This is a genomic window from Ramlibacter tataouinensis (genome assembly GCF_001580455.1).
Lineage (GTDB): Bacteria > Pseudomonadota > Gammaproteobacteria > Burkholderiales > Burkholderiaceae_C > Ramlibacter > Ramlibacter tataouinensis_B.
Window position 1 is genome coordinate 3,740,810 of record NZ_CP010951.1, and the last position, 26,411, is coordinate 3,767,220.

The 26,411-nt window shown below is 68.4% G+C and carries 26 protein-coding genes; 12 read left to right on the top strand and 14 right to left on the bottom strand.

Annotation, left to right across the window (positions count from 1 at the left end):
- Positions 1-8: 8 nt before the first annotated feature.
- From UC35_RS17315 to UC35_RS17345, 7 genes are all read right to left on the bottom strand, one after another.
- Complete coding sequence (locus UC35_RS17315) at positions 9-992, bottom strand: acryloyl-CoA reductase (RefSeq protein ID WP_061501870.1); 984 nt, start codon at positions 990-992, stop codon at positions 9-11.
- Positions 993-1,092: 100 nt separating this feature from the next.
- The gene (locus UC35_RS17320) at positions 1,093-2,532 is read right to left on the bottom strand and encodes an AMP-binding protein (protein ID WP_061501872.1); all 1,440 of its coding nucleotides are present in this window, start codon (positions 2,530-2,532) and stop codon (positions 1,093-1,095) included.
- Entirely contained in the window at positions 2,529-3,254 is a 726-nt protein-coding gene (locus tag UC35_RS17325; protein WP_061501874.1) for an ABC transporter ATP-binding protein, read from the bottom strand. The genes UC35_RS17320 and UC35_RS17325 overlap by 4 nt, the downstream gene beginning before the upstream one ends.
- Positions 3,247-4,008 (bottom strand): ABC transporter ATP-binding protein, encoded by a 762-nt coding sequence (locus UC35_RS17330; RefSeq protein WP_061501876.1) that lies wholly within the window; start codon positions 4,006-4,008, stop codon positions 3,247-3,249. The genes UC35_RS17325 and UC35_RS17330 overlap by 8 nt, the downstream gene beginning before the upstream one ends.
- Positions 4,005-5,018, bottom strand: a complete 1,014-nt coding sequence (locus tag UC35_RS17335; RefSeq protein ID WP_082793343.1) for a branched-chain amino acid ABC transporter permease — start codon at positions 5,016-5,018, stop codon at positions 4,005-4,007. Before UC35_RS17335 ends, UC35_RS17330 begins: the two co-directional genes overlap by 4 nt.
- Positions 5,015-5,884, bottom strand: a complete 870-nt coding sequence (locus UC35_RS17340) for a branched-chain amino acid ABC transporter permease (RefSeq protein ID WP_082793345.1) — start codon at positions 5,882-5,884, stop codon at positions 5,015-5,017. The genes UC35_RS17335 and UC35_RS17340 overlap by 4 nt, the downstream gene beginning before the upstream one ends.
- A 25-nt stretch (positions 5,885-5,909) precedes the next feature.
- A complete protein-coding gene (locus tag UC35_RS17345) occupies positions 5,910-7,079 on the bottom strand; it encodes an ABC transporter substrate-binding protein (RefSeq protein WP_061501878.1) in 1,170 nt (389 codons plus the stop codon).
- 233 nt (positions 7,080-7,312) lie between these two features.
- On the opposite strand from UC35_RS17345, the gene UC35_RS17350 reads away from it, so the two are divergent.
- Complete coding sequence (locus UC35_RS17350; protein ID WP_061501880.1) at positions 7,313-7,519, top strand: dodecin; 207 nt, start codon at positions 7,313-7,315, stop codon at positions 7,517-7,519.
- A 59-nt stretch (positions 7,520-7,578) separates the two neighbouring features.
- Here UC35_RS17350 and UC35_RS17355 read toward each other — a convergent pair whose 3' ends face one another.
- Positions 7,579-9,231, bottom strand: a complete 1,653-nt coding sequence (locus UC35_RS17355; RefSeq protein ID WP_061501882.1) for an FAD-dependent oxidoreductase — start codon at positions 9,229-9,231, stop codon at positions 7,579-7,581.
- Between the two features lie 262 nt (positions 9,232-9,493).
- On the opposite strand from UC35_RS17355, the gene UC35_RS17360 reads away from it, so the two are divergent.
- A complete protein-coding gene (locus tag UC35_RS17360; protein WP_061501884.1) occupies positions 9,494-9,949 on the top strand; it encodes a hypothetical protein in 456 nt (151 codons plus the stop codon).
- 118 nt (positions 9,950-10,067) lie between these two features.
- Here UC35_RS17360 and UC35_RS17365 read toward each other — a convergent pair whose 3' ends face one another.
- The 4 genes from UC35_RS17365 to gloA all read right to left on the bottom strand — a co-directional run bounded on the left by UC35_RS17365 (position 10,068) and on the right by gloA (position 12,037).
- Entirely contained in the window at positions 10,068-10,319 is a 252-nt protein-coding gene (locus UC35_RS17365) for a hypothetical protein (RefSeq protein ID WP_145979517.1), read from the bottom strand.
- On the bottom strand, positions 10,316-10,927 hold the full coding sequence (locus UC35_RS17370) for a hypothetical protein (protein ID WP_145979518.1): 612 nt from the start codon (positions 10,925-10,927) through the stop codon (positions 10,316-10,318). Before UC35_RS17370 ends, UC35_RS17365 begins: the two co-directional genes overlap by 4 nt.
- 278 nt (positions 10,928-11,205) lie before the next feature.
- Positions 11,206-11,616, bottom strand: coding sequence for an HIT family protein (locus tag UC35_RS17375; RefSeq protein ID WP_061501889.1), 411 nt, complete (start codon positions 11,614-11,616; stop codon positions 11,206-11,208).
- Between the two features lie 25 nt (positions 11,617-11,641).
- On the bottom strand, positions 11,642-12,037 hold the full coding sequence (gloA, locus tag UC35_RS17380; protein ID WP_061501891.1) for a lactoylglutathione lyase: 396 nt from the start codon (positions 12,035-12,037) through the stop codon (positions 11,642-11,644).
- Between the two features lie 32 nt (positions 12,038-12,069).
- Between gloA and UC35_RS17385 the strand changes: the two genes are divergently transcribed.
- The 5 genes from UC35_RS17385 (at position 12,070) to UC35_RS17405 (ending at position 19,610) form a co-directional block, all read left to right on the top strand.
- The gene (locus UC35_RS17385; protein ID WP_082793346.1) at positions 12,070-12,534 is read left to right on the top strand and encodes a GNAT family N-acetyltransferase; all 465 of its coding nucleotides are present in this window, start codon (positions 12,070-12,072) and stop codon (positions 12,532-12,534) included.
- Between the two features lie 115 nt (positions 12,535-12,649).
- A complete protein-coding gene (locus tag UC35_RS17390; RefSeq protein WP_061501896.1) occupies positions 12,650-13,882 on the top strand; it encodes an efflux RND transporter periplasmic adaptor subunit in 1,233 nt (410 codons plus the stop codon).
- A 9-nt stretch (positions 13,883-13,891) separates the two neighbouring features.
- Complete coding sequence (locus UC35_RS17395) at positions 13,892-17,050, top strand: efflux RND transporter permease subunit (RefSeq protein ID WP_061501897.1); 3,159 nt, start codon at positions 13,892-13,894, stop codon at positions 17,048-17,050.
- Positions 17,047-18,420, top strand: a complete 1,374-nt coding sequence (locus UC35_RS17400; RefSeq protein WP_061501899.1) for an efflux transporter outer membrane subunit — start codon at positions 17,047-17,049, stop codon at positions 18,418-18,420. Before UC35_RS17395 ends, UC35_RS17400 begins: the two co-directional genes overlap by 4 nt.
- The gene (locus tag UC35_RS17405; protein WP_082793347.1) at positions 18,417-19,610 is read left to right on the top strand and encodes an amidase; all 1,194 of its coding nucleotides are present in this window, start codon (positions 18,417-18,419) and stop codon (positions 19,608-19,610) included. The genes UC35_RS17400 and UC35_RS17405 overlap by 4 nt, the downstream gene beginning before the upstream one ends.
- A 58-nt stretch (positions 19,611-19,668) precedes the next feature.
- Here UC35_RS17405 and UC35_RS23265 read toward each other — a convergent pair whose 3' ends face one another.
- Together UC35_RS23265 and UC35_RS17410 are read right to left on the bottom strand one after the other, a co-directional pair.
- Positions 19,669-20,352 (bottom strand): CDGSH iron-sulfur domain-containing protein, encoded by a 684-nt coding sequence (locus tag UC35_RS23265; RefSeq protein ID WP_082793348.1) that lies wholly within the window; start codon positions 20,350-20,352, stop codon positions 19,669-19,671.
- 224 nt (positions 20,353-20,576) lie between these two features.
- On the bottom strand, positions 20,577-21,113 hold the full coding sequence (locus UC35_RS17410) for a PaaI family thioesterase (protein WP_061501901.1): 537 nt from the start codon (positions 21,111-21,113) through the stop codon (positions 20,577-20,579).
- A 55-nt stretch (positions 21,114-21,168) separates the two neighbouring features.
- Here UC35_RS17410 and UC35_RS17415 point away from each other — a divergent pair, with 55 nt between their 5' ends.
- The 5 genes from UC35_RS17415 to UC35_RS17435 all read left to right on the top strand — a co-directional run bounded on the left by UC35_RS17415 (position 21,169) and on the right by UC35_RS17435 (position 26,330).
- Positions 21,169-21,609, top strand: a complete 441-nt coding sequence (locus UC35_RS17415) for a MarR family winged helix-turn-helix transcriptional regulator (protein ID WP_061501902.1) — start codon at positions 21,169-21,171, stop codon at positions 21,607-21,609.
- Between the two features lie 146 nt (positions 21,610-21,755).
- Complete coding sequence (locus tag UC35_RS17420; protein ID WP_061501904.1) at positions 21,756-22,229, top strand: (2Fe-2S)-binding protein; 474 nt, start codon at positions 21,756-21,758, stop codon at positions 22,227-22,229.
- A gap of 10 nt (positions 22,230-22,239) precedes the next feature.
- Entirely contained in the window at positions 22,240-24,612 is a 2,373-nt protein-coding gene (locus UC35_RS17425; RefSeq protein ID WP_061501906.1) for a xanthine dehydrogenase family protein molybdopterin-binding subunit, read from the top strand.
- Positions 24,613-24,628: 16 nt separating this feature from the next.
- Positions 24,629-25,423, top strand: a complete 795-nt coding sequence (locus UC35_RS17430; protein WP_061501907.1) for an FAD binding domain-containing protein — start codon at positions 24,629-24,631, stop codon at positions 25,421-25,423.
- 10 nt (positions 25,424-25,433) lie between these two features.
- Positions 25,434-26,330 carry an AAA family ATPase gene (locus UC35_RS17435; RefSeq protein ID WP_061501910.1) on the top strand — a complete coding sequence of 299 codons (897 nt, stop codon included), beginning with the start codon at positions 25,434-25,436 and terminating at the stop codon, positions 26,328-26,330.
- Positions 26,331-26,411: the final 81 nt, after the last annotated feature.

The following is a 26,411-nucleotide window of genomic DNA, read 5'->3' on the forward strand; positions in this document are numbered from 1 at the left end:
ACGGCGACTCAAGCCCTGACCTGGACCACCGTGCGCCCCTTGATGCGCCCGTCCGCTACGGCGTCGATCATTTCCGGCAGCTCGTCGAAGGAGTGAACCTGCGCGATGCGGTCCAGGTGTCGAGGGCGCAGGTCGGTCCCCAGGCGGTGCCAGAGGTGGTCGCGCAAGGCCACGTCGTTGTCGGAGTTCACGCCGATCAGGCGCACCCCGCGCAGGATGAAGGGCATGACGTTGGTGCTGAACTCCACCCCCAGCGCATTGCCGATGCTGGCGATGACGCCGTCCTTCTGCATGGTCCGGGTGAGCGCCGACAGCGCGGCGCCACCGAGTGAATCGACCGCGCCCTGCCAGACGGCTGATTCGAGCGGCCGGTTCCCGACCTGCAGGCTGCCGGCGTCGACAACTTCCGCCGCTCCCAATCCCTCGAGATAGCCGCGTTCGGCCAGCTTGCGCGTCGCCGCGACGACGTGAAAGCCGCGCGCCGACAGCAAGTCGATCGCCACGCTGGCGACGCCGCCCGAGGCGCCATTGACCAGCACCTTGCCCTTGCCGGGCGCCAGGCCGTTGAGTTCCATCAGCTCCACCGCCAGCGCGGCCGTGTAGCCGGCTACCCCGATGGTGATCGCCTGCTGCAGCGTCATGTCCGCCGGCACCGCCGTGACCCAGTCGGCCGGGACCCGCGCGCGCGGCGAGTAGCCGCCGTGGTGCGAAACTCCGAAACCATGGCTGTGGACGATGACGGGGTCGCCGGCCTTGAAGCGCGGCGAGCGCGAGCTGCGCACGACGCCGCTCGCGTCGATGCCGCCGATGCAGGGAAAGCGCCGGATGATCGGCATGCGGCCGGTCGCGGCCAGCGCATCCTTGAAATTGATGCTGGCGAAGCTGATGTCGACGTCGACCTCACCCTGGTCCAGCTGCGACTCATCCATGTCGGCGAACGAAGCCGACACGCGGCCTTCATTCGTGATCCGGTAGGCCCTGAAGCGATCCATCAGCCAACTCCCGCCGCGTCAAAGCCCCGCTGGGCCAGCGGGCGTCCTTTGCGAAGCCGTAGACCCCGACGATAAACCCAATGAGCCGATGGCCGCTTCGTCAGCGGGCCATGTCGGCGTGCAGCGCGCGCAGCCGGCTGCGCTGCAGCTTGCCGGTGGCGGTGAGCGGCAGGGATTCCAGCCAGTGCACCGAGCGCGGCCGCCGGTGACGGGGCATGGCCTCGATGGCGGTGGCCATGCGGCGCGCGGCTTCCTCCCGGCTGCCGGGCGCCGCCACCGCCAGCACCGCCAGCTCGGCCAGGCCCTCGCGGCTCGTCACCCCGAGGGCGGCCACCTGCTGCAACGTGCCCGCGCAGGCGCCGGCCAGGCTCTGCTCGACCCACAGCGTGCTGACCCACTGCCCGGCGATCTTCAGCATGTCGTCGTTGCGGCCGGCGAATTCCAGGCGCCCGTCGCCGTGGACCAGGAACTGATCGCCGGGCGAGAACCAGCCGCCCGGGCGAAAGCCGTCACGCTGCGCCTCGGGACGGTTCCAGTAGCCGGCGGCCACGGTTCCATGGCGAAACCACACCCGCTGCGGCATCGCCGGGTCGGCGTGGCTGTATTCGATCTCCGTGTGCGGCGTGGGCAGCAGCAGGCCGCTGTCGTCGTCGCTGTAGAGCATCAGGCACAGCGTCTCGGTCGTTCCATAGCCGCTGACCGGCGCCAGCCCCGTCGCGTCGCGCCAGCCGCGGCGGGTGGGCAGGGGCAGCGCCTCGCCGGCGGACACGAAGTGGCGGATGCCGCGGCCCGCCAGCCGGGCGGCGACGCCGGCGCCCAGCATCTTCTGGTAGAGCGTGGGCACGCTGAAGAGCAGCGTCGGGCTGTGCCGCGCCACCATCTCCTCCACCCGCTCGGGCGTGGGCCATTCGCGATCGAGGATCACCGTCGCGCCGCTGCGAAGGCCGGCGAACAGGCTGTTGCCCAGCGCGTAGGCGAAGAACAGTTTCGAGCTGGCGTACAGCCGGTCCTGCGCGCCCAGGCCCAGCACGCCGCAGGCGAAGGCGTTGGCCTGCGTTACCGTCCGCTGCACGTGGATCGTGCCCTTCGGGATGCCGGTCGTCCCGGACGTGCCGATCCACAGCGCCGGCGCCTCGTCGTCGCGCGGCATGGCGTCGCAGGCCGGCGCGCCCGCGATCTCGCGCTGCCACAGCGCGTCGTTGCGCACCAGGCGTGGCCAGGCGACGGGCTCTTCGCACCAGACGAAGCGCGGCGCGCTGTCGTCGAGGATGGGCAGCAGTTCCGCCGCGGGCAGCCGCGGATTGACGCCCACCGCCACCCCGCCGGTCCAGATCACGCCGAGGTAGGCCACCACCCAGTCGATGCTGTCGGGGGCGATCACGAACACGCGGTCGCCCGGCTCGACGCCGCGGCTTCGCCAGGCGCCGGCGCAGCGCCGCACCTGCTCGCGCAGCTGCGCATAGGTCATGCGCTGGTCGCCGCACTCCAGGGCGGTCGTGCCGTCGGCGCCGGTGGCGAGCAGTTGTTCGGCCGCATTCATGCGGGTTCTCCTTCGAGTCTTTGCCGCACGCCCAGCCAGCGGTCGAGCCGGCCCGCGTCCTGCGCCATGTCGCTGCTGCCGGCGGCGTGCACGATGCGGCCGCGCTCCAGCACGATGCAGCGCTGCGTGAGCGCCAGGGCCTGCTGTACGTGCTGCTCCACCAGCACCAGCGACTGGCCCTCGCTGGCCACCATGCGCTCGATGCCGGCGCACACCTCCTCCACGATGACGGGCGCCAGGCCCTCCAGGGGTTCGTCCAGCAGCAAGAGGCGCGGGTTCAGCATCAGCGCGCGGCCGATCGCCAGCATCTGCTGCTCGCCCCCCGACAGTTCGTTGCCCCAATGGCGCCGCCGCAGGCGCAGGCGCGGAAAAAGCCCGTAGACCCGGGCCAGGTCCCAGCGTCCGGGGCGCGCCGCCACCGTCAGGTTCTCCTCCACGCTCAGCGAATCGAAGATCTCGCGCTCCTGCGGCACCCACCCCAGGCCGAGTGCCGCGCGGCGGTGGCGCGGCACGCCGATCAGGTCTTGCCCGCACCAGCGGATGGCGCCGCGGCGCACCCGCGTCTGCCCCATCGCGGTGAGCAGCAGCGTGCTCTTGCCGGCGCCGTTGCGTCCGAGCACCGCGAGCGTTTCGCCCTCGTCGAGCGTGAAGCTGCATTCGTCCAGCACGATGCCTTCGCCGTAGCCGGCGCAAAGCCCCTCCAGTGCCAGCAGTTCAGCCATGACGGCTGCCTAGGTAGACCTCGCGCACCCGCGGGTCGGCGGCGACCTGCGCCGGCGTGGCGGTGACGAGTTCCGCGCCGCCGACCAGCACCGTGATGCGCTCCGCGAAGCGGAAGACCAGCGACATGTCGTGCTCGATCAACAGCACGCTGATGTCGCGCGGCAGCTCGGCGAGCACCGCGAACAGTTCCTCGGCGTCGCTCTCGGGTACGCCCGCCGCGGGCTCGTCCAGCAACAGCACTTTCGGCCCGATGGCGAGCGCGAGCGCCATCTCCAGCAGCCGCTGCTTGCCGTAGGCGAGCTCTCGGGTCGGCCGCAGCGCTTCCGGGCCCAGGTTCATCCGCTCCAGCAGCCCGTAGGCCTCGTCGATCTCGGTGCGACGGCGCGTCAAACCGTGGAAGCGCCGCTGCAGCACGCCGAGGCGGTCGCGGTCGCGTTCGCAAATGGCGTTGGCCACGGCTTCCAGGGGCGTGAGCTGCGGGAACAGGGTGTTAATCTGGAAGGTGCGCGCCAGCCCCCGGCGCACGCGCTGGTCCGGACGCAGGCCCGTGATCTCCCGCCCTTCGAGCCAGACCGATCCCGCGGAAGATCGCAGCACGCCCGTCAGCTGGTTGACCAGGGTGGTCTTGCCGGCGCCGTTGGGTCCGATGAGCGCATGGCGCGCGCCGTGTTCGAGCTTCAGGTTCACGTCCTGCGTGACCTTCAGGCCGCCGAAGGCCATGCACAGCCCGCGCGTTTCCAGCACCGGGTTCATCGCCGCCCCCGCACCCGCGCGGCCAGGTGCCGCAGGCCGCCCACCACCCCGCCTTCGAGATAGAGCGTGCTCACGATCAGGAGGATGCCGAGCCAGAACAGCCAGTACACGGGATTCAGGTCGGCCAGGCGGTCCTGCGCGATGAGGAACACGGCGGCGCCGACGAAGCCGCCATAGAGGCGGGCCGTACCGCCCACGATCAGCATGACGAGCACGTCCGCCGAGCGCTGGAAACCCAGCGTGTCGATGCCGACGAACTGCGTGGTCTGCGTGAGCAGCGCCCCCGCGACGGCTGCCAGCAGCGCCGAGAAGGTGTAGACATTGCCCAGGCGAGCGCCGATCGGCACGCCGATGGCCTGGGCGCGCTTCGGGTTCTCGCGGATGCACGCCAGCGTCAGGCCATAGGGCGAGACCATCAGCGCGCGCACCAGCACGAACAGCACGAAGACGACCCCCAGCACGTAGGCGTACGCCACCCGGCCCTTCAGGTCGAACGCGAACAGCCCCAGCACCGGCCCGATCTCCACGCCTTGCAACCCGTCGACGCCGCCGGTGAGGGCCGTCGCGCGGTTTGCCGCCTCGTAGAGCAGCAAGCCGATGCCCAGGGTGATCATCAGCCGCGCAAGGTCGCTGCCGCGCAGCACGGGGAAGCTCGTGAGCCGGCCGGCGAAGGCGCCGGCGCATGCCGCGGCGGCGAGGCCGGCCAGGGGATCGCGCACGCCGTGCACCGCCAGCAGGCCGGCGGTGTAGGCGCCGATCCCGAAGAAGGCGGCGTGCCCCAGCGTGACGATGCCGGCGTAGCCGAGGATCAGGTCGAGGGACAGGGCGAACAGCCCGGAGATCAGGATCTGCGAGGCGAACAGCAGGTTCTTCGGAAAGACGAAGTACACCGCCACCAGCGCGATCCAGAACGCGATCTCGGCCGCGCTCCAGCGCTCGCGCTGCCGCAGCTGCAGCAGGTAGGGCGGCGCGCCCACCAGATGGGCCGGCACGCGCGGCGGCAGCATCATGCCAGCCTCCTGCGTCCCAGCAGCCCGCTGGGAAACAGCAGGAGCAGCAGCACCATGGCCGCGTAGATGATGAACGCGCCGGCTTCGGGCAGGTAGTACTTGCCGGCGGTGTCCGCCACCCCGAGCAGCAGGGCGGCGAGCAGCGTGCCGGGCACCGATCCCGCGCCGCCGACGACGACCACCAGCAGGAAGTAGACGAGGGTCTTGAGCGGGAAGTACGGGTCGAGCCCGAGCACGTTCACGCCCAGCGCGCCGCCGAGGCCGGCCAGCCCGCAGCCGATCGCCAGCGTCAGCTGGAACACCCGGCCGACATGAATGCCCAGGGCCTCGGCCGTGCTCTGCCGGTCCACCGAAGCCCGGATGCGCGCGCCGAAGCGCGTGCGTTCCAGCCCGAACACCAGCGCCAGCGCGACGGCGAGGCCCACGCCGATGAGCAGCAGGCGATAGCGCGAGAGTTCCAGCCCGAAGACGGGCACCTGCCCGCTGAAGGCCTCGGGCACGACGACCGGCTGCTGCTGCGGGCCCCAGCCGTAGGTCGCCGCCGCGACGGCCACAAAGATGATGCCCACGGTGAGCAGCACCTGCTTCAGGTGCGGGGCCCGGTACAGCGGCCGGTAGAGCAGGCGCTCGACCACGAAGCTGAAGGCCGCGGTGCCGACGAACACGATCGGCAGCGCGGCGAGGAAGCCGATGCCGGCCTTGCCCGTCAGCGTGACCAGCAGGTAGCCGCCGGCCATCGCGAACACGCCGTGCGCCAGATTGATGAAGTTCATCATGCCCAGCGTGACCGAGAGGCCGACGGAAACCAGGAACAGCAGCATGCCGTAGGCGATGCCGTCGAACAGGACGCCGAGGAAGCTGTGCACGGGGCGACGCGCAGTAGGCGCCTGGCTACTTGCCCGGGTCCTTGACTGCGGGGAAGTGGTCGAACTCGACGTTGTAGAGCTTGCCGCCGACCTTCTTGATCTCGCGCACGTACACGTTCTGCACGATGTCGCGCGTGTCGGCGTCGATCTGGATCGGGCCGCGCGGGCTCGCGATCTTCAGGCCCTTGAGCACGCCCATGGCCTGGTCGCCGTCGACCTTGCCGCCCAGCTTGCGCACCACTTCGTACACCGCGGCCATGCCGTCGTAGCCACCGACCGCCATGAAGTTGGGCCGCTGCTGCGGCGCAACCTGCGCGTACGCCGCGAGGAAGGCCTTGTTCTCCGGCGACTCGTGCGCCATCGAGTACTGGTGGGTGGAGATCACGCCGATGGCGTTGTCGCCCAGCGCGTCGATCACGCCATCCTCCGTCACGTCGCCGGTGGACAGCAGCTTGATGCCGGCCTTGGCCAGTTCGCGCTCGCGATAGGCCTTCATGAAGCCCACGGCGAGTTCGCCCGCCGGCACGAACACGAACACCGCTTCGGGCCGGGCGTCCTTCACCTTCTGGACGAAGGGGCTGAACTCGGGGTTCTTGAGCGGCACGCGCGCCTCGCCGACCACCTGCCCGCCGAGGGCGGTGAAGGTCTTCTTGAAGGTACCTTCCGCGTCGTGGCCCGGACCGTAGTCCGCCACCACCGTGTAGACCTTGCGCACGCCGCTCTGGTAGGCCCACTGGGCCATCGGCTGGGTCACCTGCGCCAGGGTGAACGAGGTTCGCACGATGTACGGCGACTTGGCGGTGATGACCGAAGTGGCCGCGTTCATGACGATGGTGGGCTTTTTCGCTTCGGTGGCGATGGAAGCCACCGCCAGGGCGTTCGGCGTGAGGCCGAAGCCCGCGATGAAGTCGACCTCGTCCTTCACCACCAGCTCCTGGGCGAGGCGCTTGGCGACGTCGGGCGCGGGTCCGGTGGTGTCCTTGATGATGAGCTCGATCTTCTTGCCCGCCACCGTGTCGCCGTGCTGCTTCATGTAGGCACGCGCGCCGTTGGTGATCTGCTGGCCGAAGTCGGCAAAGGTGCCGGACATTTCGGCCAGGATTCCGACCTTGATCGTGTCACCGGCCGCGCGGGCGGCGGGGCTGGCGAACGCGAGCGCGAGCGCCAGCGCCGCACCCAGGGTTGTCTTCCGCATCGCTTGTCTCCTGTGGCTGAAGGTGCGGCGCAAGATAGGCCGATCGCGCCGCGCAAACGCTATGACAGATCAAGAAAACTGCAGCGTTGCGGGTTTGTGCGGGGTCAGGCCCGCCACCCTTGGTGCCTCGAAGGCGGAGAACCTTAGGCTTAACGGACTCGCCAGGCGGCGCACGGCTGCGCTCGCACCGGCGCTTCCTCGTCACAATGGACGCAAGACCCCAAGGAGCAGCCATGTCCGACCATGTCTACAAGATCCTCGAGCTCACCGGATCGTCCCCCACGGGCATCGAGGACGCGGTGAACGCCGCCCTCGCCCGGGCCAGCGAGACCATCCGCAACATGCAGTGGTTCGAGGTGGTCGAAACACGCGGCCACATCCAGGGCGGCAAGGTCGCCCACTGGCAGGTGACGCTGAAGGTGGGCTTCACGCTCGAGTGAGCGGCACCTGCGTTCGGCAGGCGCGACGCGGCCCGAGGACGGGCCTGGCGATGTCCCGGTCAGCGGGTGTTCGACGCCAGCTGCAGGTACCGGTGGACGAAGGCAATGGCCATGCCGCCCTCGCCAACCGCCGCCGCCACGCGCTTGACCGATCCGGAGCGCACATCGCCCACGGCGAACACGCCGGGGGCGCTGGTTTCCAGCGCGAAGGGCTCGCGGCCGCTGTCCCAGGGCCCTTGCTTCAGGGCGTCGGACCCGGTGAGGATGAAGCCGTGCGAATCGCGCGCGACCTGCTCCGGCAACCAACCGGTCGACGCGTGGGCGCCGATCAGGACGAACAGCGCCTCCGTGGTTCGCCGGGTCGTCGTGCCGGTCTTGCGGTCGATGACGTCGATGGCCTGCAGCCGCTCGTCCCCGTGCCCGGCGATCACCTCCGATCGGGTCTCCACCCGGATGTTCCGCTTGGTCGCCATCTGGTCGATGAGGTACTGCGACATGCTCGAAGCCAGCGACTCGGCGCGCACGATGAGCGTCACGGAACTGGCATGGCTGGAAAAGAACAAGGCGGCCTGGCCGGCGGAGTTGCCGGCGCCAATCAGGTACACGTCCTTGCCCTGCGCCAGGCCGGCGTCGCTGCGCGCCGCGCCGTAGTAGACGCCGCTGCCGATGAGGCGGTCGACCGACTCGACGGCCATGCGCCGCCATTCCACCCCCATGGCAAGCACGATGGCCTTGGTCCGCACCTGGTCCTTGTCCAGGGTGACGGTCATGGCGGCCAGGTCGACGCCCGCCACCCGCCGCGTCACGACTATTTCCGCACCCAGTCGCTTGGCCTGCTTCAGCGTATTGCTGGCGAGGTCGTCGCCGGAAACGCCAAAAGGAAAGCCGGGGTAGTTCTCGATCCGGGTGGAAGTGCCGGCCTGCCCGCCGGGGGCGAAACACTCGACGACCACCGTGCGCAAGCCTTCAGAGGCCGCATTGACCGCGGCGGTGAGGCCGGCCGGCCCGCCGCCGATGATCACCACGTCGTAGTAGGTCAGGCGCGGCGCGACCTGCAAGCCGCACAGCTTGGCGATCGTGCGCAGGGTCGGCGCCGTCAGCCGGGTGCCGTCGGCCAGCTGCACCGCCGGATAGGGGCCGCTCATCGTCTGGCCGCCCAGCCGTGCCGCCAGCGCCGGGTCGTCCGGCGCCAGGGAATCGAAGGCGATCTGGTTGCGATGCAGGAAGCTGCCGATGGCATGCATGCCCGGGTCCCGCTCCGGTGCGACCAGCAGGATCTCCGGGGCCGGTGGCTGCGAGGCCGCCTTGCGCAGCATTTCCATGCGTTCCAGCGCCGCCGCGCCCACGGTCACAGCGACCTGGGGCACCATCGCCGCGAGCGTGTGGAACACCTTGGCATCGAGCTTGAGGATGCGGGAGGGCTCGACGGCCCGGATGCTCGCCGGCAGCGGCGTGCTGAGGGTGATGGGGATTTCGCCGGCCAGCTCGCCCGGCAGCCGGATCGCGATGACGCTTTCGACGCCGTTGATGACCTTGGTCAGCTCGGTCTTGCCTTCGATCATCACGAACAGGGCCCGTGCCTCCCCTTCGTGAGCGCCGTATTCGCCGGTGACGAGCCGGATGTCTTCCACGGAGCGGGCGAGGAAGTCGAGTTCCTTTTCGGAAAGCGCGGAGAAGAGCGGAACCTTCGCGAGTTCTTCAAGAGTGATCACGGCGCCCCCACGGATTTGAGTTCCGGCGTGCGAACTCGCTTTATGCAGCCCCCCGGTACGCTTTGTACCGTAGATCGGCAGAAATTTGAATGCTTGGGATGAAGGCAACTCCTCGATAGTCCACCACCTCCATCATTGGCAGGACGACTCCGTGAGCCTAGTCGAAATGTCCTGAAATTGTCCTGGGTTCCTCAATTGAACTGAATGCTCGCGAAGCGGTGGTTAGCATGGCCAGATTGCACCTACCAATGGAGCGTCGCTCATGGAGACTTCTTTTCTGGCAAGTCTGGCTCTGTGTGCGTGCGCCCTGTTCGGGGCGGTCAGTGCCTTCGCCAACATGGATGCCGCTCGCCAACGCTCCTATCGACTGCTTCGCGTGGCGCATATCCCGGCCACGTTGGCGGTACTTGCACTCGAAATAGTCTTGATCGCAGACGGAACGCAGGGATTCTGGGCGGCGATCGCCGCCGTCTCGGCCGTCCTCATGGGCCTGGGTACCCAGCTTCGTGCCCTCGAAAGAGGCAAGCTTCCGACAGTCTGGTTTGCAGGTGTGGCGCCGTGGCTGCTCATCCTCAGCACAGTAGCAAACGTGAAGGGAGTGCCCGGAGGAGCACAGCTCCCGCTGCTTGCCCTGGTTCCCGCCGTATTGGCTGCCGTCTGCATGTGGTGGGCAGATTTCGAGCTGGAAGGACAGGGCTTTGCCGCGCTTCGCGACTGATCGAAGGAATTTGCCTCAACCGAGCTGCACCAGCACCGGCTGGTGATCCGACACCTGCGTCGCTGCATCGACCTTCGAGTTCGGCTTGGCCTCCGGTGCGCACGGTGCGCGTTGGCGATCAAGTCCTTGTTGCCTGGGTGCTTGTTGCCGCCCAGGCGCGCTCCTGTTTACGCACGCGTCGCGTTCCGAGCTCCCAGACGAGATCGCTTTGCCACCACCATGCTTCCGCCACCAGGACGGCCAGCGCGCTCCAGGCGCCTTCCAGGCCCAGGATGCCGTCGGTGACGGCGAGGACGACCACGAGGATAAGGATCGCGCCGCCATAAACAATCTGCATGGCGTTGTCTGTTCCTGGTTCATTCGGCTTCATGGCTGCCTTTCCTGGCGGGCAAGTGCCCCGCTTCGTGGAGCTTGCGGAAATGGAATGACCTGAGGCGGTTTATAGAACCAGGGGCGCGCTGCGAGCGCGGTCCGGCCCGCCTGCTTCGGGCCGCCGCCATTGAGGTCGAGCAAAAACATCTCCAGCTTCACCTCGATCGTCCGCAGATCGTTGCTCATGCAGTGGACGATCACTGGGGACATTGGATATCCCCTTAGCAAGCGCCGGGAGTAGGCCGTCAACGAATTCGAAAGTAAGAAAACTTCATCAGCGCTGTCCTCCGGCTGCAAGGAATCCAAAGCGGAATACGGTGATCGCCGGACACCCCAATGCACCAGGGCATCGCGCGTGCTGTTGATTTCCAGCAGTTGCTTGAACGCATCCTCGATATCGGCCGGCAGCCTGCCAGCCCGGGATTCGTGCAGCTTCCGGATCAGGGCGATGGCCTCGCGGTTCTTCGTTCCCGCGAACAGCGCGCGGCCGTGGACGATGTCGACTTCCGCCGACATGAAAAGAATCAGTTGAACCGACTTCTCCACTCGCGCGAACTGGTCGACAAAGCGGCCAAGCTCGAAGTAATACCTGTGCCCGAAGTCCACGAGACTCTCCTCAACGCGCACCTTGCAGGCTGACAGTCGGCCTGCATAGGGCGGTGCGTGAAAACGCCGAGGGATTGGCGTCCGGCGTCTGCCCCGTTTGGGCCGGGAAACATCCAGGCGCTGCACCCGGTGCCAGTCTGGCCGGGATCCGCCAAGGGCAGCAAGGACAAAGCGCCCGATTTGGGTGGGACCGAACTGCTATGCGCTTGGTAGAGGGGCAAGGTGGCGCGCCAGTGCCGGGCCAGCCTTGCCGGCACGAGAGTCCGAAACAGCGGCTCTCAGTCCTTCACCTCGATCCGCCGCGCCAGCACCGAGAGTTCTTCCAGCGTCGGATTCTTGCGCGGCCACCCGAGCGTCACGCCGTCGTCCTCGTGGCGCGGAAGAACGTGGATGTGGAAGTGCGGCACCGTCTGCCAGCCTGCGGGCTTGTTCGCCTGCAACAGCGTGATCCCCTCGGGCTGGTAGGCGCGGTCCACCGCCCGCGCCACCCTGGCGGCCGTGCGAAACACCGCCGCCGCGAGTTCGTCGTCAAGCTCCATCACCGTCTCCACCTGCCGCTTGGTCGCCACGATCACATGCCCGGGGTTGACCTGGCCGGCGTCCATGAACGCGATGGTGTGCTCGTCTTCGTAGACCTTGGCCGCGGGCAACTCTCCGCGGACGATGCGCGTGAATACGCTGGGTTCCATCTGGTGTGCTCCGAAAGGACAGTTCTCAGGCACTTTCGCCTGTGCGCTGGATCAGTTCGATCTTGTAGCCGTCCGGATCGGTGACGAACGCGATCACGGTGGTGCCGCCCTTGACCGGCCCCGGCTCGCGGGTGACGTTGCCGCCGCTCGCGCGGATCTTGTCGCAGGCGGCGTAAGCGTCGGGCACGCCCAGCGCGATGTGGCCGTAGGCGGTGCCCAGCTCGTACTGGTCCACGCCGTAGTTGTAGGTGAGCTCGAGTTCGGCGTGCTCGGGGTTGGTGCCGTAGCCGACGAATGCCAGCGAATACTTCTGTTCGGGCCGGTCGGTGGTGCGCAGCAGCGTCATGCCGAGCACGCGGGTGTAGAAGTCGATCGAGCGCTGCAGGTCGCCGACGCGCAGCATGGTGTGTAGCAGTCTCATGGTTTTACATATGGGGGTATGCTGACGCAGCCATGATAGTGCTGCCCAGCATCCGGCTCGCCACGGCAAGGGACGCATACGCGATTGCCGAGATGTCACGCGACCAGATCGAGCAGGGGCTGGGCTGGAGCTGGACCGCGGCGCGCGTGCTGCGCGCCATCCGCCACCCCGCCACCAACGTGGCGGTGGCGCACGACGGCGATGAGCTGGTCGGCTTCGGGATCATGGAATACGGCGAGGACAAGGCGCACCTGACGCTGCTGGCCGTGCATCCCGGGCGGCGCGAGGGCGGCATTGGGCGGCACCTGCTGGAATGGCTGGAAGAGTGCGCGCGAACGGCCGGGCTGGAGCGCATCGTGCTGGAGGCGCGCGCCGACAACCCGGTGGCGCTGGCCTTCTACGGCTTGCAGGGCTACCGGCGGACGGGCACGGTGCCGGGCTACTACGGCGGTCGCATCGCCGCGCTACGGCTGTCCAAGCGCCTGGCCGGGCCCTAATCCCTGACTAAGGCAGCTTTTCACCAGTTTCCCTATACTGCCCGGAGCACCCGCGGAGCGCCGCGCCATTTGGCGCGGCGGTCTTTTTTTTAAAGAAGAAGTTTTCTCGCATCACATGACCTTGTCGCGCGCGTCACGCCTTCGACTCCTGCTGGCCGTCCTGAGCGCCGGCGTACTTTCGGCCGCTTGCAGCCCCTCCGGCCAGGCCCAGAACGCGCCCGGTGGCGGCATGCCGCCGCCCGAAGTTGGCGTTGTCACCGTCACCCCGGGCGACGTGGGACTGATCACCGAACTGCCGGGCCGGCTGGAAGCCTCGCGCGTGGCGCAGGTGCGGGCCCGCGCCGCCGGCATCGTGCAGCAGCGGCTCTTCCGCGAGGGCAGCGACGTGCGCGCCGGCCAGCCGCTGTTCAAGATCGATCCCGCCCCCTACGCGGCGCAGCAGGCCAGCGCCCAGGCGACGCTGGCGCGCGCCGAGGCCAACCTGGTCCAGGCCAGCGCGCTGGCCGAGCGCTACAAGCCGCTGGTGGCCGCCAACGCGGTGAGCAAGCAGGACTACGCCAATGCCGTGTCCGCCGAGCAGCAGGCCCGGGCCGAAGTCGCGGCCGCCAAGGCGGCGGTGCAGACGGCGAGCATCAACCTGAACTACGCGACCGTGACGGCGCCGATCTCCGGCCGCATCGGGCGGGCGCTGGTCACCGAGGGCGCGCTGGTGGGGCAGGGCGAAGCCACGCAGCTCGCGCTGATCCAGCAGATCAACCCGATGTACGTCAACTTCACGCAGTCGGCCAGCGAAGTGCTGGGGCTGCGCCGCGCGCTGAACGAAGGCCGGCTGAAGCGGGCGCCGGGGCAGGATGGGGCACTGGTGCGCGTGATGCTCGAGGACGGCAGCGAGTTCCCGCAACCGGGGCGCCTGCTGTTCTCCGACCTGTCGGTCGACCCGACCAGCGGCCAGATCACGCTGCGGGCTGAAGTGCCGAACCCCAACGGCTTGCTGCTGCCGGGCCTGTACGTGCGCGTGCGACTGGAGCAGGCCAAGGTCGGCAATGCGGTCCTGCTGCCGCAGCAGGCGGTGACGCGCTCGCCCCAGGGTGACAGCGTGATGGTGGTCGACCCGCAGGGGCAGGTGAGCCCGCGCAACGTGAAGATCGGCAACCAGCAGGACGGCAAGTGGGTCATCCTCGACGGCCTGAAGGCCGGCGAGACGGTGATGGTCGACGGCTTCCAGAAGCTGCATCCCGGGGCGCCCGTCAAGCCGGTGCCTTGGTCGCCGCCCGGCGCCGCTGCCGCCAAGGCCGCTTCCGCGCCGGCTTCGGCGACGGCTTCCGCCTCGGCGCCGGCCAAGCCCTGAGGTCGCCGCATGTCCAGGTTCTTCATTGACCGCCCGGTCTTTGCATGGGTGATCGCGCTGTTCATCCTGGTGATGGGCAGCGTGGCCGTGAGCAAGCTGCCGGTGGCGCAGTACCCCTCGGTCGCGCCGCCATCCATCGTGGTGAATACGGTGTATCCGGGCGCTTCGGCGCAGACGCTGGAAGACACCGTGCTGTCCATCATCGAACAGGAGATGAACGGCTCGCCCGGCCTGATCTACATGGAGTCGGTCGCGCAGGCCAACGGCACCGGCGCCATCACGCTCACCTTCGAGTCCGGCACCAACCCCGACCTGGCACAGGTGGACGTGCAGAACCGCCTGAGCCGCGCGGCGCCGCGCCTGCCGGCCGCGGTGACGCAGCAGGGTGTGCGCGTGGACAAGTCGCGCAGCAACTTCCTGCTGTTCACCATCCTGTCGTCGGATGACCCGGCCTGGGACCCGGTGGCGCTGGGCGACTTCGCCTCGCGCAACGTGCTGCCGGAGATCCAGCGCATCCCGGGCGTCGGGCAGGCGCAGTTGTTCGGCACCGAGCGCGCCATGCGCATCTGGCTCGATCCGGCCAAGCTGATCGCCTTCAACCTGTCGGCCACCGACGTCAACGCGGCCATCCGCGCGCAGAACGCGCAGGTATCGGCCGGCGCGATCGGCGACATGCCGAACGTGGCCGGCCAGGGCATCGCCGCCACCATCGTGGTGAACGGCCAGCTCACCTCGCCCGAGGAGTTCGGCAACCTGGTGCTGCGCGCCAACACCGACGGTTCGACGGTGCGCCTGCGCGACGTGGCGCGGATCGAACTGGGCGCGCAGGGCTACGCGGTGTCGGCGCGGCTGAACGGCAGGCCCTCCACCGGCATCGGTGTGCAGCTGGCGCCCACTGGCAACGCCCTGGCCACGGCCAAGGCGATCCGGGCCCGCATGGAGGAGCTGTCGCGCTTCTTCCCCAAGGGTATGAAGTGGGGCATCCCCTACGACAGCTCGCGCTTCGTCAGCATCTCGATCTCGCAGGTGGTCGAGACCCTGCTCGAGGCCATGGTGCTGGTGTTCCTGGTGATGTTCCTGTTCCTGCAGAACCTGCGCTACACCGCGATCCCGGCGGTGGTGGTGCCGGTGTCGCTGCTGGGCACCTTCGCCGTGCTGTCGGCGCTGGGCTTCTCGATCAACGTGCTGACCATGTTCGGCATGGTGCTGGTGATCGGCATCGTGGTGGACGACGCCATCGTGGTGGTCGAGAACGTCGAGCGCATCATGAGCGAGGAGGGGCTGCCGCCGCGCGAGGCGACGATCAAGGCCATGGGCCAGATCCAGGGCGCCATCGTCGGCATCACGCTGGTGCTGATCTCGGTGTTCGTGCCGCTGGCCTTTTTCGGCGGGGCGGTGGGCAACATCTACAAGCAGTTTTCCGCCGTGATGGTGAGCTCCATCGCGTTCTCGGCCTTCATGGCGCTGTCGCTCACGCCGGCGCTGTGCGCCACGCTGCTCAAGCCCATGCAGGCCGGCCACCACATGGAGAAGACCGGCTTCTTCGGCCGCTTCAACCGGGGCTTCGCACGCACCGCCAAGGGCTATGAGAGTTTCGTGGCGCGCATCCTGCGGCGTATCCCCCGGGCACTCGTGGTCTACGCCGGTGTGCTGGTGGCCGTGGCCTTCCTGTTCTGGCGCCTGCCGACCTCCTTCCTGCCGAACGAGGACCAGGGTTACCTGATCATCAATGTGCAGCTACCCCCCGGCGCCACGGTGGAGCGCACCACCTCGGTGATGCGGCAGGTGGAGGACTTCGTCCTCAAGCAGCCCGAGGTGCAGAGCATGGTGGGCGTGCTGGGCTTCTCCTTCTCCGGCCAGGGGCAGAACGCCGGCCTGGCGTTCGTGACGCTGAAGGACTGGAGCGAGCGCAAGGGCAGCGAGCACACGGCGCAATCGATTGCCGGCCGCGCCTTCGGGGCGCTGTCGGGCATCCGCGACGCCTTCATCTTCCCCTTGAGTCCGCCGCCGATTCCCGAACTGGGCACGGCCACCGGCTTCAACATGCGGCTGCAGGACCGCGGCGGCCAGGGCCACGCGGCGCTGGTGGCAGCGCGCAACCAGCTGCTCGGGCTGGCGGCGCAGAGCAAGATCGTCGCCGGCGTGCGTCCGGACGGCCTGGAGGACGCGCCGCAGCTGCAGATCGACATCGACCGGGACAAGGCCAATGCGCTGGGCGTCACCTTCGACTCGATCAATTCCACCCTGTCCACCTCGCTGGGTTCGTCCTACGTCAACGACTTCCCGAACCGCGGGCGCCTGCAGCGCGTGGTGGTGCAGGCCGACGCGCCGTCGCGCATGCAGCCGGAAGACCTGCTGCGCCTGACGGCCAACAACAGCCGGGGCGTGCCGGTGCCGCTGTCGGCCTTCGCCAGTACCCACTGGGTGACCGGCGCCATGCAGACCATCCGCTACAACGGCTATCCGGCCATGCGCATCGCGGGCGACGCGGCGCCCGGCCGCAGCACCGGCGAGGCGATGGAGGAGATGGAGCGGCTGGCGGCGCAGTTGCCGTCCGGCTTCGCCTACGAGTGGACCGGCATCTCGCGCGAGGAAAAGCTGTCGGGCGCGCAGGCGGCCGTGCTGCTCGGCTTCTCGCTGCTGGCGGTGTTCCTGTGCCTGGCGGCGCTGTACGAGAGCTGGTCGATCCCGATCTCGGTGATCCTGGTGGTGCCGCTGGGCATCGTCGGCGCCCTGCTGGGCGCGACGCTGCGCGGTTTTCCGAACGACGTGTACTTCAAGGTCGGCCTGGTGGCCATCATCGGGCTGTCGGGCAAGAACGCGGTGCTGATCATCGAGTACGCCAAGGACCTGCACGCGCAGGGCAAGAGCCTGACCGAGGCGGTGCTGGCGGCCTGCCACCTGCGGTTCCGCCCGATCATCATGACCTCGATGGCCTTCATCCTGGGCGTGCTGCCGCTGGTGATCGCCACCGGCGCCGGCTCGGCCAGCCAGCGCGCCATCGGCACCGGCGTGATGGGCGGCATGCTCACCGCCACCAGCCTGCTGGTGCTGTTCGTGCCGGTGTTCTTCGTGGTGATACGCAAGCTCTTCAAGGGCAGCGAACGGCAGCGGCGCATGTACGCGCACGAGCTGGACAAAGGGGCCGTCCCCGGAAGCGCGGAATGAAGAAGAAACTGATTGCCCTCGGCGCCTCCGTGTTCCTGGGCGCCTGTTCGATGATCCCGGCCTACCAGCGGCCGGCGGCGCCGGTACCCGACAACTGGGGTTATGCCTCGGCGGAGAAAGGGCCGGCGGCGGCCGCGCTGCCCTGGCAGGACTTTTTTGCCGATGCGCGCCTGAAGCAGCTGATCGGCATTTCGCTGGTGAACAACCGCGACCTGCGCATCGCCATGCTCAACGTCGAGCAGGCCAGGGCGGCGTACAACATCCAGCGGGCTGACCAGTTCCCGACCGTCGGCGTCACGGTGGCGGGATCGCGCGCGCCGAACACCTCGGGCGTCATGACCACGCAGTACACCGCGGCCCTGGGCTTCACGGCCTGGGAAGTGGACCTGTTCGGGCGCGTGGCGAGCCTGAGCCAGTCGGCGCTCGCTGAATTTTTCGCGACCGAGGAAGGGCGCAAGGCGGCGCAGATCAGCCTGGTGTCCAGTGTCGCCGCCACCTGGGTGGCGCTGGTGGCCGATGACGAGGCGCTGGAGATCACCCGCCAGACGCTGGCCACGCGCGAAGAGTCGCTGCGCCTGACCCGCCTGCGCTTCGAGAACGGCGCGACCTCCGAGCTGGATTTCCGGCTGGCCGAATCGCTGGTGGAGACCGCGCGGGCAGCGTTGGCGCAGCTCACGCGGCAACGCGCGCTCGACCTCAATGCGCTGGCGCTGCTCCTTGGCCAGCCGGTGCCGGCGCAATTCCAGACTTCGGCGAGCACCGAATCGGTCCAACTGCCGGACTTGCCGGCGGGAACGCCCTCTGAAGTGCTGACGGGCCGGCCGGACGTGCGACAGGCCGAGCAACTGCTGATGGCCGCCAATGCCAACATCGGTGCGGCGCGCGCCGCGTTCTTCCCCCGCATCACGCTCACGGCCGGCGTTGGCCGCTCCAGCAGCGAGCTTTCGCGTCTGTTCCAGGGCGGCGCATGGAACTGGACGGTGGCACCGACCCTGGTGCAGCCGATCTTCGATGCCGGCCGCAACCGCGCAAATCTCGCGGCCACGGAGACCGGCCGCGACATCGCGATTGCGCAGTACGAACGCGCCATCCAGTCGGCCTTCCGCGAGGTGGCGGACTCGCTGGCCGGGCGCGCTACCTTCGGCGACCAGGTGCAGGCGCTGCAGCGCGCGGTCGAGGCGGAAGCCGTTCGCTTCAAGCTCTCGGAATTGCGCTACAACAGCGGCGTGGCCAGCTACCTCGACCTGCTCGATGCGCAGCGCGCGCTCTACACCGCGCGGCTGCTGCTGGTGCAAACGCGCGCCCAGCAGCTGCAAAGCCAGTTGTTGCTGTACAAGGCCCTGGGCGGCGGCTGGACCCAGGCGTCATGATGGAAGGCCTGGACCGCATCCGCGCCGCCGACATTGCACTGAAGGCCTTCGCGGCGTTGCGCGACGAGGATTCCGTGCAACAGCTGGCGCGGCAGCTGAAGGGCCCGCTGGCGGGCCAGTGGGTGGCGGTCAAGGACATCTTCGACACCGCCGACCTGCCTACAGGCTACGGCTCGCCGATCTATGAGGGCCACCAGCCGGCCACCGACGCGGCCATGGTGGGGATCATCCGGCAGGCGGGCGGCCTGGTGATCGGCAAGGCCGTCAGCACCGAGTTCGCCTACCTGCATCCCGCGGCCACCCTGAATCCGGCCGCGCCGGGATGCACCCCGGGTGGATCGTCCGCAGGTTCGGCCGCGGCGGTGGCGGCCGGGCTGGTGCCGCTGGCGATCGGCTCGCAGACGGGCGGCTCCATCGTGCGGCCGGCCTCGTACTGCGGCGTCGTTGGCTTCAAGCCGACCTTCGGCATGTTGCCGACCGCGGGCATGAAGTCCTTCTCCTGGTCACTCGATACCGTGGGCCTGTTCGCGCGCTCGGTGGGCGAGGTCGGCCGCTTCGCCCAGGCCGTGAGTGGCAGGCGCATCCAGGCCGGCCGGCAGGCAGCGCCCACCTCATGGAGCGTAGGCATTCCGCGGTCATATCCCTGGGGCGCACTGAGCGACAGTGCGGCGCAGGCACTCGATCTGGCGACCAAGCGCTTGCGTGAAGCCGGTGCCCGCGTGGTCGAATGCGAGCTGCCGGCCTGGGCCGGGGACGCCTTCCACGCCCACGACGCGATACAGGGCTGGGAAGCAGCGCGCTCGCTGGCGCGCGAGATCGACACGGACCTCGATCGCCTGTCGCCGCTGCTGCGCGACTACCTGCTGCAGGCACGCCAGATTGGCGACCCGGACTACGCCGCGGCGCAGGCCGTCGCGGCCGGCGCGCGCCTGGCCTGCGCGCCATGGCTGCCGGGCATCGACGTGCTGCTCACGCCGAGCGCGCCGGACGAGCCGCCTGGCGGCTATGCCAGCACGGGCACATCGACCTTCAACCGCGCCTGGACCCTGCTCGGCACGCCCTGCCTGAACGTGCCCGGCGCCACTGGCGTCAACGGCTTGCCGATGGGCCTGCAGGTGATCGCGCCGCCGGGCGAAGACAGCCGCTGCCTGGCGGCGGGCTTGATGCTCGAAAGCTTGTTGCGTCCCTGAGGTCGTGCGCCCTCTCGCTCTGCGAGAGGGCAGGGGGTGAGGGCGGCAGCCTACGGATTCAGTTGCCGTCGTCCTGAAAATTGATGCTGCGGTGCGTACCGTCGCAGAACGGCTTGTTCTTCGATCCGCCGCACCGACAGAGGGTATAGCGCTCACGCGAGGCGCCTTCGCTCCAGTTCCCGGTGTCAAGATCAAATCCCTCGACCTCATAGGGGCCGTTTCGCGCGATCCGAATGCGGGGAGCACGCGCCTCACTGGGTCCGGGTTGGCCGTGCCATGTGTATCGAAGCGCGCCCGATGGGCAGCGTCGAACGACTTCGGCGATGGCGTCTGCGTCGGCCCGATCCGGCTGGATCCATGGCCTTTCTCCTTCGCGGAAGACCAGCGGAAGCGACTTGGCGCACCGCCCCGACGCCGAGCACTGAAGACGGTTGAAGCTCACGACGAGGTTGGCGCCCGGGTAGTCCACGACGCCATCCGGCGTGCGGTCCGGTCGCTGATCGTCCGAAAATCCGATCCGGATGTGGGAGCTGTCACAGAACGGCTTTTTGTGCGAAGCGCCGCAGCGACACAAGGCGACGCCGTTCCAGCCCTGGAGCCGCTCTCCCTTCGAATTCGTCAGGTCGTCGACCGCAACCAGATAGGGTCCGTTGCGTGACAACCTGATGCGAGGTTTTTGTTTATCCGGAAGGGATTGGCGCACGGCCCCAGGCGGCAAGAACACGACGGGTTCCTCCTTCATCCTGCACCTCCTGAAGCCCAAGGTTCGAGGCCAATGTGCGTGAGCGCCAGCCAAGCGTACACCTGATTCCTGACGGATCTACCTCGGCCTTCTGCCCACAAAGCCTCGCACCGCTGCCATCAAGAACGGTGATGGGCGAGAACCGCAAGCGGCTCAGAACGAGTCATGCCACATCGCTGCAGCCGACCATGAGCCGTGACAGGTCGGGCCGGAGCCGGGCGCCTTCACTTCAGCTCGAACACCAGGCAGGTCGTCGTGCCATGCGCGTAGACCGTGCCATCCGGCCCGTACAGGCGCGCTTCGGCCGTGGCCAGTTGCCGGCCGCAGTGGATGATCTTGCCTTCGGCGCGAACGCGCGGCGCCTTGCTGCCGATGGCGCGCACCAGGTTCACGCTCAGTTCGGCCGTGGTGTAGGCCGTTCCAGGAGGCAGCATGGTGTTCACCGCGCAGCCCAGCGCCGAATCCAGCAGCGTCGCATACCAGCCGCCGTGGATGCCGCCCATGGGATTGAGATGCGCAGGGCCGGGCGTGCCCTGGAACACGACGCGGCCGCGCTCCACCTCGATCAGGTCGAAGTCCAGCGTCTTGGAGATCGGCGCCGCCGGGATCTCGCCGCTCAGCACGGCCTGCAACATCTCCAGGCCGCTCTTGCCGGCCACCTGTTCCGGCCGGGCCACGCCGACACCGCTGCCGGCTTCGATCCGTGCCTTCACTTCGCGCTCCAGCGCCAACCACGCCTCGAGCTGGTTCACTTCACTCATCGATACTCCTTGATCAACACTTGCATATGCAACAGTTGCAGCTACAATAAACGCCATGGACGCCGCTGTCAAGCCGCAAGGCTGCACCAACCTCAAATTGCGCCAGCTGATGCGCCGCGTGGCGGCGCACTACGACGCCGAGGTCGGCAAGACCGGGCTCAAGGGCACGCAGTACTCGCTGCTGTCCTATGTCGCCAAGCTCGGCCCGATCCGTCCCGTGGACCTGGCGCGCGAGATGGGCATCCAGCCCTCCACGCTCACGCGCAACCTGCGCCCGCTGCTCGATGCCGGCCTGGCCGAGCTGGGGCCGGGGGCCGACCAGCGCAGCCGGCTGGTGAGCGTCACGGCGGCCGGCCGCGACAAGCGCCTCGAAGCGCAGCGGCGCTGGCGCATCGCGCAGGAGCGCATCAACGAGATGCTTGGCCCGCGTCGCGTGGTTGAGCTGCACGCGCTGATCGACGACTGCATGGAACGGCTGGCCGACGACGCCAGCTGATCCATGGCTGCAGCTCGATCGCATGGGTCGAGCAAAACCCGCACGGACCTAGGGTTTAGCCTAGGGTTTCCACTTGGGTGCGGTTCAACAATGACTGTCCCCTCCGGGGATGTTCCGCCCCGGACATTTTCAAGGAGACAGACAACATGCTGGTCCAGTTCAAGGTCAACGGCAGGCAGGTCAGTGTCGACGTTGCACCCAACACATTGTTGGTGCAGGCGCTGCGGGAGAACCTGCGTCTCACAGGCACGCACGTGGGTTGCGACACCGCCCAGTGCGGCGCGTGCACGGTGCTGGTCAACGGCCGAGCCATAAAGTCGTGCAACACGCTCGCGGTGCAGCACCCCGGCGCGGAAATCACCACCGTCGAGGGCCTCGCGGCGGCCGACGGCACGCTGCATCCCATGCAGGCGGCGTTCAAGGAGTGCCACGGCCTGCAGTGCGGCTTCTGCACGCCCGGCATGCTGATGAGCGCGGTGGACCTCTGCCAGCGCCACCCCAACGCCAGTGAAGCCGAGATTCGCGAGCAGCTCGACGGCAACATCTGCCGTTGCACCGGTTACCAGAACATCGTGCGCGCGGTCCAGCAGGGCCAGGCCGCGATGAAGGCCAGCAGCTAAGGAGGCCGACATGGGTGCATCCGACTTTTCCAAGCTTCCCCACATCGGCGAGGCCGTGCGCCGCGTCGAGGACCTGCGCTTCATCACCGGCGCCGGCCAGTACACCGACGATGTCAGCCTGGCGAACCAGCGCTACGCCGTGTTCGTGCGTTCGCCGCATGCGCACGCGACGATCCGGGGCATCGATGTCTCGAAGGCAGAGGCCATGCCCGGCGTCGCCAAGGTGTTCACCGGCAAGGACATGGAAGGCAAGGTCAACGGCTTGCCCTGCGGCTGGCTCATCACCTCCACCGACGGCCAGCCGATGAAGGAGCCGCCGCATCCGGTGCTGGCGCTGGGCAAGGTGCGCTACGTCGGCGACCACGTGGCGATGGTGGTGGCCGACACGCTGGAGCAGGCGCGCAACGCGGCCGAGGCGGTCGAGGTCGACTACGACGCCTTGCCTGCGGTGGTCGACGTGCGCGACGCCGCCAAGGGCACGGCGCTGCACGATGCCGCGCCCGACAACCACTGCTACAAGTGGGCGATCGGCGACAAGGGCTTGGTCGACGGCGTGTTCGCCAAGGCGGCGCACATCACCAAAGTCTCGCTGACCAACAACCGGCTGGTGCCCAACGCCATCGAGCCGCGCTCGGCCATCGGCGCCTACAACCGCGCGAGCGACGAGTACACGCTCTACGTGGCCAACCAGAACCCGCACGTCGAGCGCCTGCTGATGACGGCCTTCGTGCTGGGCCTGCCCGAGCACAAGGTGCGCGTGATCGCGCCGGACGTCGGCGGCGGCTTCGGCTCGAAGATCTTCCTGTACGCCGAGGACGTGGCGGTGACCTGGGCCGCCAGGCAGCTCAACTGCGCCGTCAAGTGGACGGCCGACCGCAGCGAGTCCTTCATGTCGGATGCGCACGGCCGCGACCATGTCACCACCGCCGAGATGGCGATGGACGCCAACGGCAAGTTCCTGGGGCTGCGCGTGCACACCGACGCCAACCTGGGTGCTTACCTGTCGACCTTCTCGACCTGCGTGCCGACCATCCTGTACGCCACGCTGCTGGCGGGGCAGTACACCACGCCGCAGATCTATGTGGAGGTGGACGCCTGGTTCACCAACACCGCGCCGGTCGACGCCTACCGCGGCGCGGGCCGGCCCGAGGCGACCTACATGCTGGAGCGCCTGGTCAGCCGCTGTGCCTGGGACCTGGGGATCGGCCAGGACGAGATCCGCAAGCGCAACTTCATCACCAGCTTCCCGTACCAGACGCCGGTGGCGCTGCAGTACGACACCGGTGACTATGTGACCACGATGAACAAGGCGCAGCAGCTGGCCGACGTGGCCGGTTTCGATGCGCGCCGCAAGGCCAGCGAGGCCAAGGGCCTGAAGCGCGGCATGGGCTACAGCAGCTACATCGAGGCCTGCGGCATCGCGCCGTCCAACATCGCCGGCGCCCTGGGCGCCCGGGCCGGCCTGTTCGAGTGCGGCGAGATCCGCGTGCACCCGACCGGCAGCGTGACGGTGTTCACCGGCTCGCACAGCCACGGGCAGGGCCACGAGACCACCTTCGCGCAGGTGGTCGCGGCGCGCCTGGGCATCCCGATCGAGAACGTGTCGGTGGTGCACGGCGACACCGGACGGGTGCCCTTCGGCATGGGCACCTACGGCTCGCGCTCGATCAGCGTCGGCGGTGCGGCCATCATGCGGGCGCTCGACAAGATCGAGACCAAGGCCAAGAAGATCGCGGCACACCTGATGGAAGCGGCTGAGGCCGACATCGAGTTCGCCGGCGGCGAGTTCAAGGTGAAGGGCACCGACAAGAAGGTGCCGTTCGGTCAGGTGGCGCTCACCGCCTACGTACCGCACAACTACCCGCTGGACAAGCTGGAGCCGGGCCTGAACGAAACCGCGTTCTACGACCCGACCAACTTCACCTTCCCGGCCGGCACCTACATCTGCGAGGTGGACGTCGATCCGGCGACCGGCACGGTGAAGATCGACCGCTTCACCGCGGTGGACGACTTCGGCACCATCATCAACCCGATGATCGTCGAGGGGCAGGTGCACGGCGGCCTGGTGCAGGGCATCGGCCAGGCGCTGCTGGAGAACTGCGTGTACGACAAGGAAACCGGCCAGCTGCTCACCGGCTCGTTCATGGACTACGCCATGCCGCGCGCCGACGACTTCCCGACCTTCAAGCTCGACACCGTCTGCACGCCCTGCACCCACAACCCGCTGGGCACCAAGGGCTGCGGCGAGGCCGGCGCAATCGGCTCGCCGCCGGCGGTGATCAACGCGGTGCTGGATGCGCTGGCGTCGCTGGGCGTGAAGGAGCTGGACATGCCCGCCTCACCGGCGCGCGTGTGGGAAGCGATCCAGCAGCAAAAGGCCTGAAGGAAGGAGACGACTCATGTATGCATTCACCTTCGAACGTCCTTCCTCGCTCGCCGATGCGACGAAGCTGGCCGGCAATGCCGGCGCCCGCCCGCTGGCCGGCGGGCAGACGCTGCTGGCGTCGATGAAGCTGCGGCTGACCAATCCGGAGCAGCTGGTCGACCTGGGCGGCATTGCCGAGCTTGCGACCATCAAGCGCGACGGCAACGCGGTCGTGGTCGGCGCCATGGCGCGTCATGCCGACGTCGCCTCAAGTGCCGACGTGAAGTCCGCCATCCCGGCGCTGGCCGACCTGGCGGCGGGCATCGGCGACCGGCAGGTGCGGGCGCTGGGCACCATTGGCGGCTCGCTGGCCAACAACGACCCGGCCGCCTGCTACCCGGCGGCGGTGCTGGGCCTGAACGCCACGGTGCAGACCACGCAGCGCAAGATCGCAGCCGACGACTTCTTCCAGGGCCTGTTCGCCACCGCGCTCAAGGATGGCGAGCTGATCACGGCCGTGAGCTTTCCGCAGGCCAAACGGGCGGCCTACATGAAGTTCCGCCAGCCGGCCTCGCGCTTCGCCCTCATCGGTGTGTTCGTCGCGCAGACGGATGGCGGTGTGCGCGTGGCCGTGACCGGCGGCGGCAACGGGGTGTTCCGTCATTCCGGCCTGGAAGCGGCGCTGTCCAAGGACTTCACGCCCCAGTCGGCCGCGTCGGTGAAGATCGACGCCGGCGACCTTGCGACCGACATCCACGCCAGCGCGGCTTACCGGGCCAACCTCATCAGCGTGATGACGCAGCGAGCAGTCGCCAAGGCATTGGGGTAGTCTTGGAGTCGTGCTCGATTCGATAGATCACCTCCAGCAGGCGCTGGCCGGCGCCGGCTACTTCGCCGACCGGCGCCTCGCCACCGCCGTCTTCCTCGCGCTCAAGCTGCAGCGCCCCTTGCTGCTCGAAGGCGAGCCGGGCGTGGGCAAGACCGAACTCGCCAAGTCGCTGGCGACGGCCTTGCAGCGCGAGCTGCTTCGCCTGCAGTGTTACGACGGGTTGGAGCAGCGCGAGGCGCTGTATGAATGGAACTACGCGGCCCAGTTGCTGCACATGCGCGCGGTCGAAGGCAAGGAAGCTGCCGACCAGATGGAGCGCGAGGTCTACCAGGAGCGCTACCTGATCCGCAGGCCCCTGCTGCAGGCGCTGCAGACGCCGGAGCCCGGTGCGGTGCTGCTGATCGACGAGATCGACCGCGCCGACGAGCCCTTCGAGGCCTTCCTGCTGGAATACCTGGGCGAGTACCAGGTGAGCATCCCGGAGATCGGCACCGTGCGTGCCAAGGCGCTGCCGGTCACCATCCTCACCAGCAACCGCACGCGTGAGCTCAACGACGCGGTCAAGCGGCGCTGCCTGTACCACTGGCTCGACTACCCGGACCGTGAGCGCGAACTGGCGATCGTGCGCTCCCGCGTGCCGCAGGCCGGCGAAGCGCTGGCGCGGCAGGTCGCGCAGTTCGTGCAACGGCTGCGCAGCCAACCCTTTGCGAATGCGTTCCAGCGCGCGCCCGGCATCGCCGAGAGCGTCGAGTGGGCGCGCGCGCTGGTGGCGCTGGACACGCTGGCGCTCGACCCCGAGGTGGTCTCGGGCACGGCCGGCATCCTGTTCAAGCAGCGCGACGACGTGGCCGCGCTCACGCCGCAGCTGGCGGCCGAGCTGCTCAAGCCTGAGGAGGAGGCGGCATGAGCCGCACGGCCGCTCCGAAGGCTCATAGCACCGCAGCCCGCGGGGCGGAGGTTATCCAGTGACCCGCACGGCCGCTCCGAA

Excerpts from the sequence above, each read along its gene's own strand:
- UC35_RS17350 (WP_061501880.1), top strand. The coding sequence starts at position 7,313 with ATGTCCGACCATGTCTACAAGATCCTCGAGCTCACCGGATCGTCCCCC.
- UC35_RS23265 (WP_082793348.1), bottom strand. The coding sequence starts at position 20,352 with ATGAAGGAGGAACCCGTCGTGTTCTTGCCGCCTGGGGCCGTGCGCCAA.
- UC35_RS17325 (WP_061501874.1), bottom strand. The coding sequence starts at position 3,254 with ATGGCTGAACTGCTGGCACTGGAGGGGCTTTGCGCCGGCTACGGCGAA.
- UC35_RS17365 (WP_145979517.1), bottom strand. The coding sequence starts at position 10,319 with ATGAAGCCGAATGAACCAGGAACAGACAACGCCATGCAGATTGTTTAT.
- UC35_RS17375 (WP_061501889.1), bottom strand. The coding sequence starts at position 11,616 with ATGGAACCCAGCGTATTCACGCGCATCGTCCGCGGAGAGTTGCCCGCG.
- UC35_RS17315 (WP_061501870.1), bottom strand. The coding sequence starts at position 992 with ATGGATCGCTTCAGGGCCTACCGGATCACGAATGAAGGCCGCGTGTCG.
- UC35_RS17395 (WP_061501897.1), top strand. The coding sequence starts at position 13,892 with ATGTCCAGGTTCTTCATTGACCGCCCGGTCTTTGCATGGGTGATCGCG.
- UC35_RS17400 (WP_061501899.1), top strand. The coding sequence starts at position 17,047 with ATGAAGAAGAAACTGATTGCCCTCGGCGCCTCCGTGTTCCTGGGCGCC.
- UC35_RS17360 (WP_061501884.1), top strand. The coding sequence starts at position 9,494 with ATGGAGACTTCTTTTCTGGCAAGTCTGGCTCTGTGTGCGTGCGCCCTG.
- UC35_RS17425 (WP_061501906.1), top strand. The coding sequence starts at position 22,240 with ATGGGTGCATCCGACTTTTCCAAGCTTCCCCACATCGGCGAGGCCGTG.
- UC35_RS17415 (WP_061501902.1), top strand. The coding sequence starts at position 21,169 with ATGGACGCCGCTGTCAAGCCGCAAGGCTGCACCAACCTCAAATTGCGC.
- UC35_RS17385 (WP_082793346.1), top strand. The coding sequence starts at position 12,070 with ATGATAGTGCTGCCCAGCATCCGGCTCGCCACGGCAAGGGACGCATAC.
- gloA (WP_061501891.1), bottom strand. The coding sequence starts at position 12,037 with ATGAGACTGCTACACACCATGCTGCGCGTCGGCGACCTGCAGCGCTCG.
- UC35_RS17410 (WP_061501901.1), bottom strand. The coding sequence starts at position 21,113 with ATGAGTGAAGTGAACCAGCTCGAGGCGTGGTTGGCGCTGGAGCGCGAA.
- UC35_RS17430 (WP_061501907.1), top strand. The coding sequence starts at position 24,629 with ATGTATGCATTCACCTTCGAACGTCCTTCCTCGCTCGCCGATGCGACG.
- UC35_RS17405 (WP_082793347.1), top strand. The coding sequence starts at position 18,417 with ATGATGGAAGGCCTGGACCGCATCCGCGCCGCCGACATTGCACTGAAG.
- UC35_RS17420 (WP_061501904.1), top strand. The coding sequence starts at position 21,756 with ATGCTGGTCCAGTTCAAGGTCAACGGCAGGCAGGTCAGTGTCGACGTT.
- UC35_RS17320 (WP_061501872.1), bottom strand. The coding sequence starts at position 2,532 with ATGAATGCGGCCGAACAACTGCTCGCCACCGGCGCCGACGGCACGACC.
- UC35_RS17330 (WP_061501876.1), bottom strand. The coding sequence starts at position 4,008 with ATGAACCCGGTGCTGGAAACGCGCGGGCTGTGCATGGCCTTCGGCGGC.
- UC35_RS17390 (WP_061501896.1), top strand. The coding sequence starts at position 12,650 with ATGACCTTGTCGCGCGCGTCACGCCTTCGACTCCTGCTGGCCGTCCTG.
- UC35_RS17345 (WP_061501878.1), bottom strand. The coding sequence starts at position 7,079 with ATGCGGAAGACAACCCTGGGTGCGGCGCTGGCGCTCGCGCTCGCGTTC.
- UC35_RS17335 (WP_082793343.1), bottom strand. The coding sequence starts at position 5,018 with ATGATGCTGCCGCCGCGCGTGCCGGCCCATCTGGTGGGCGCGCCGCCC.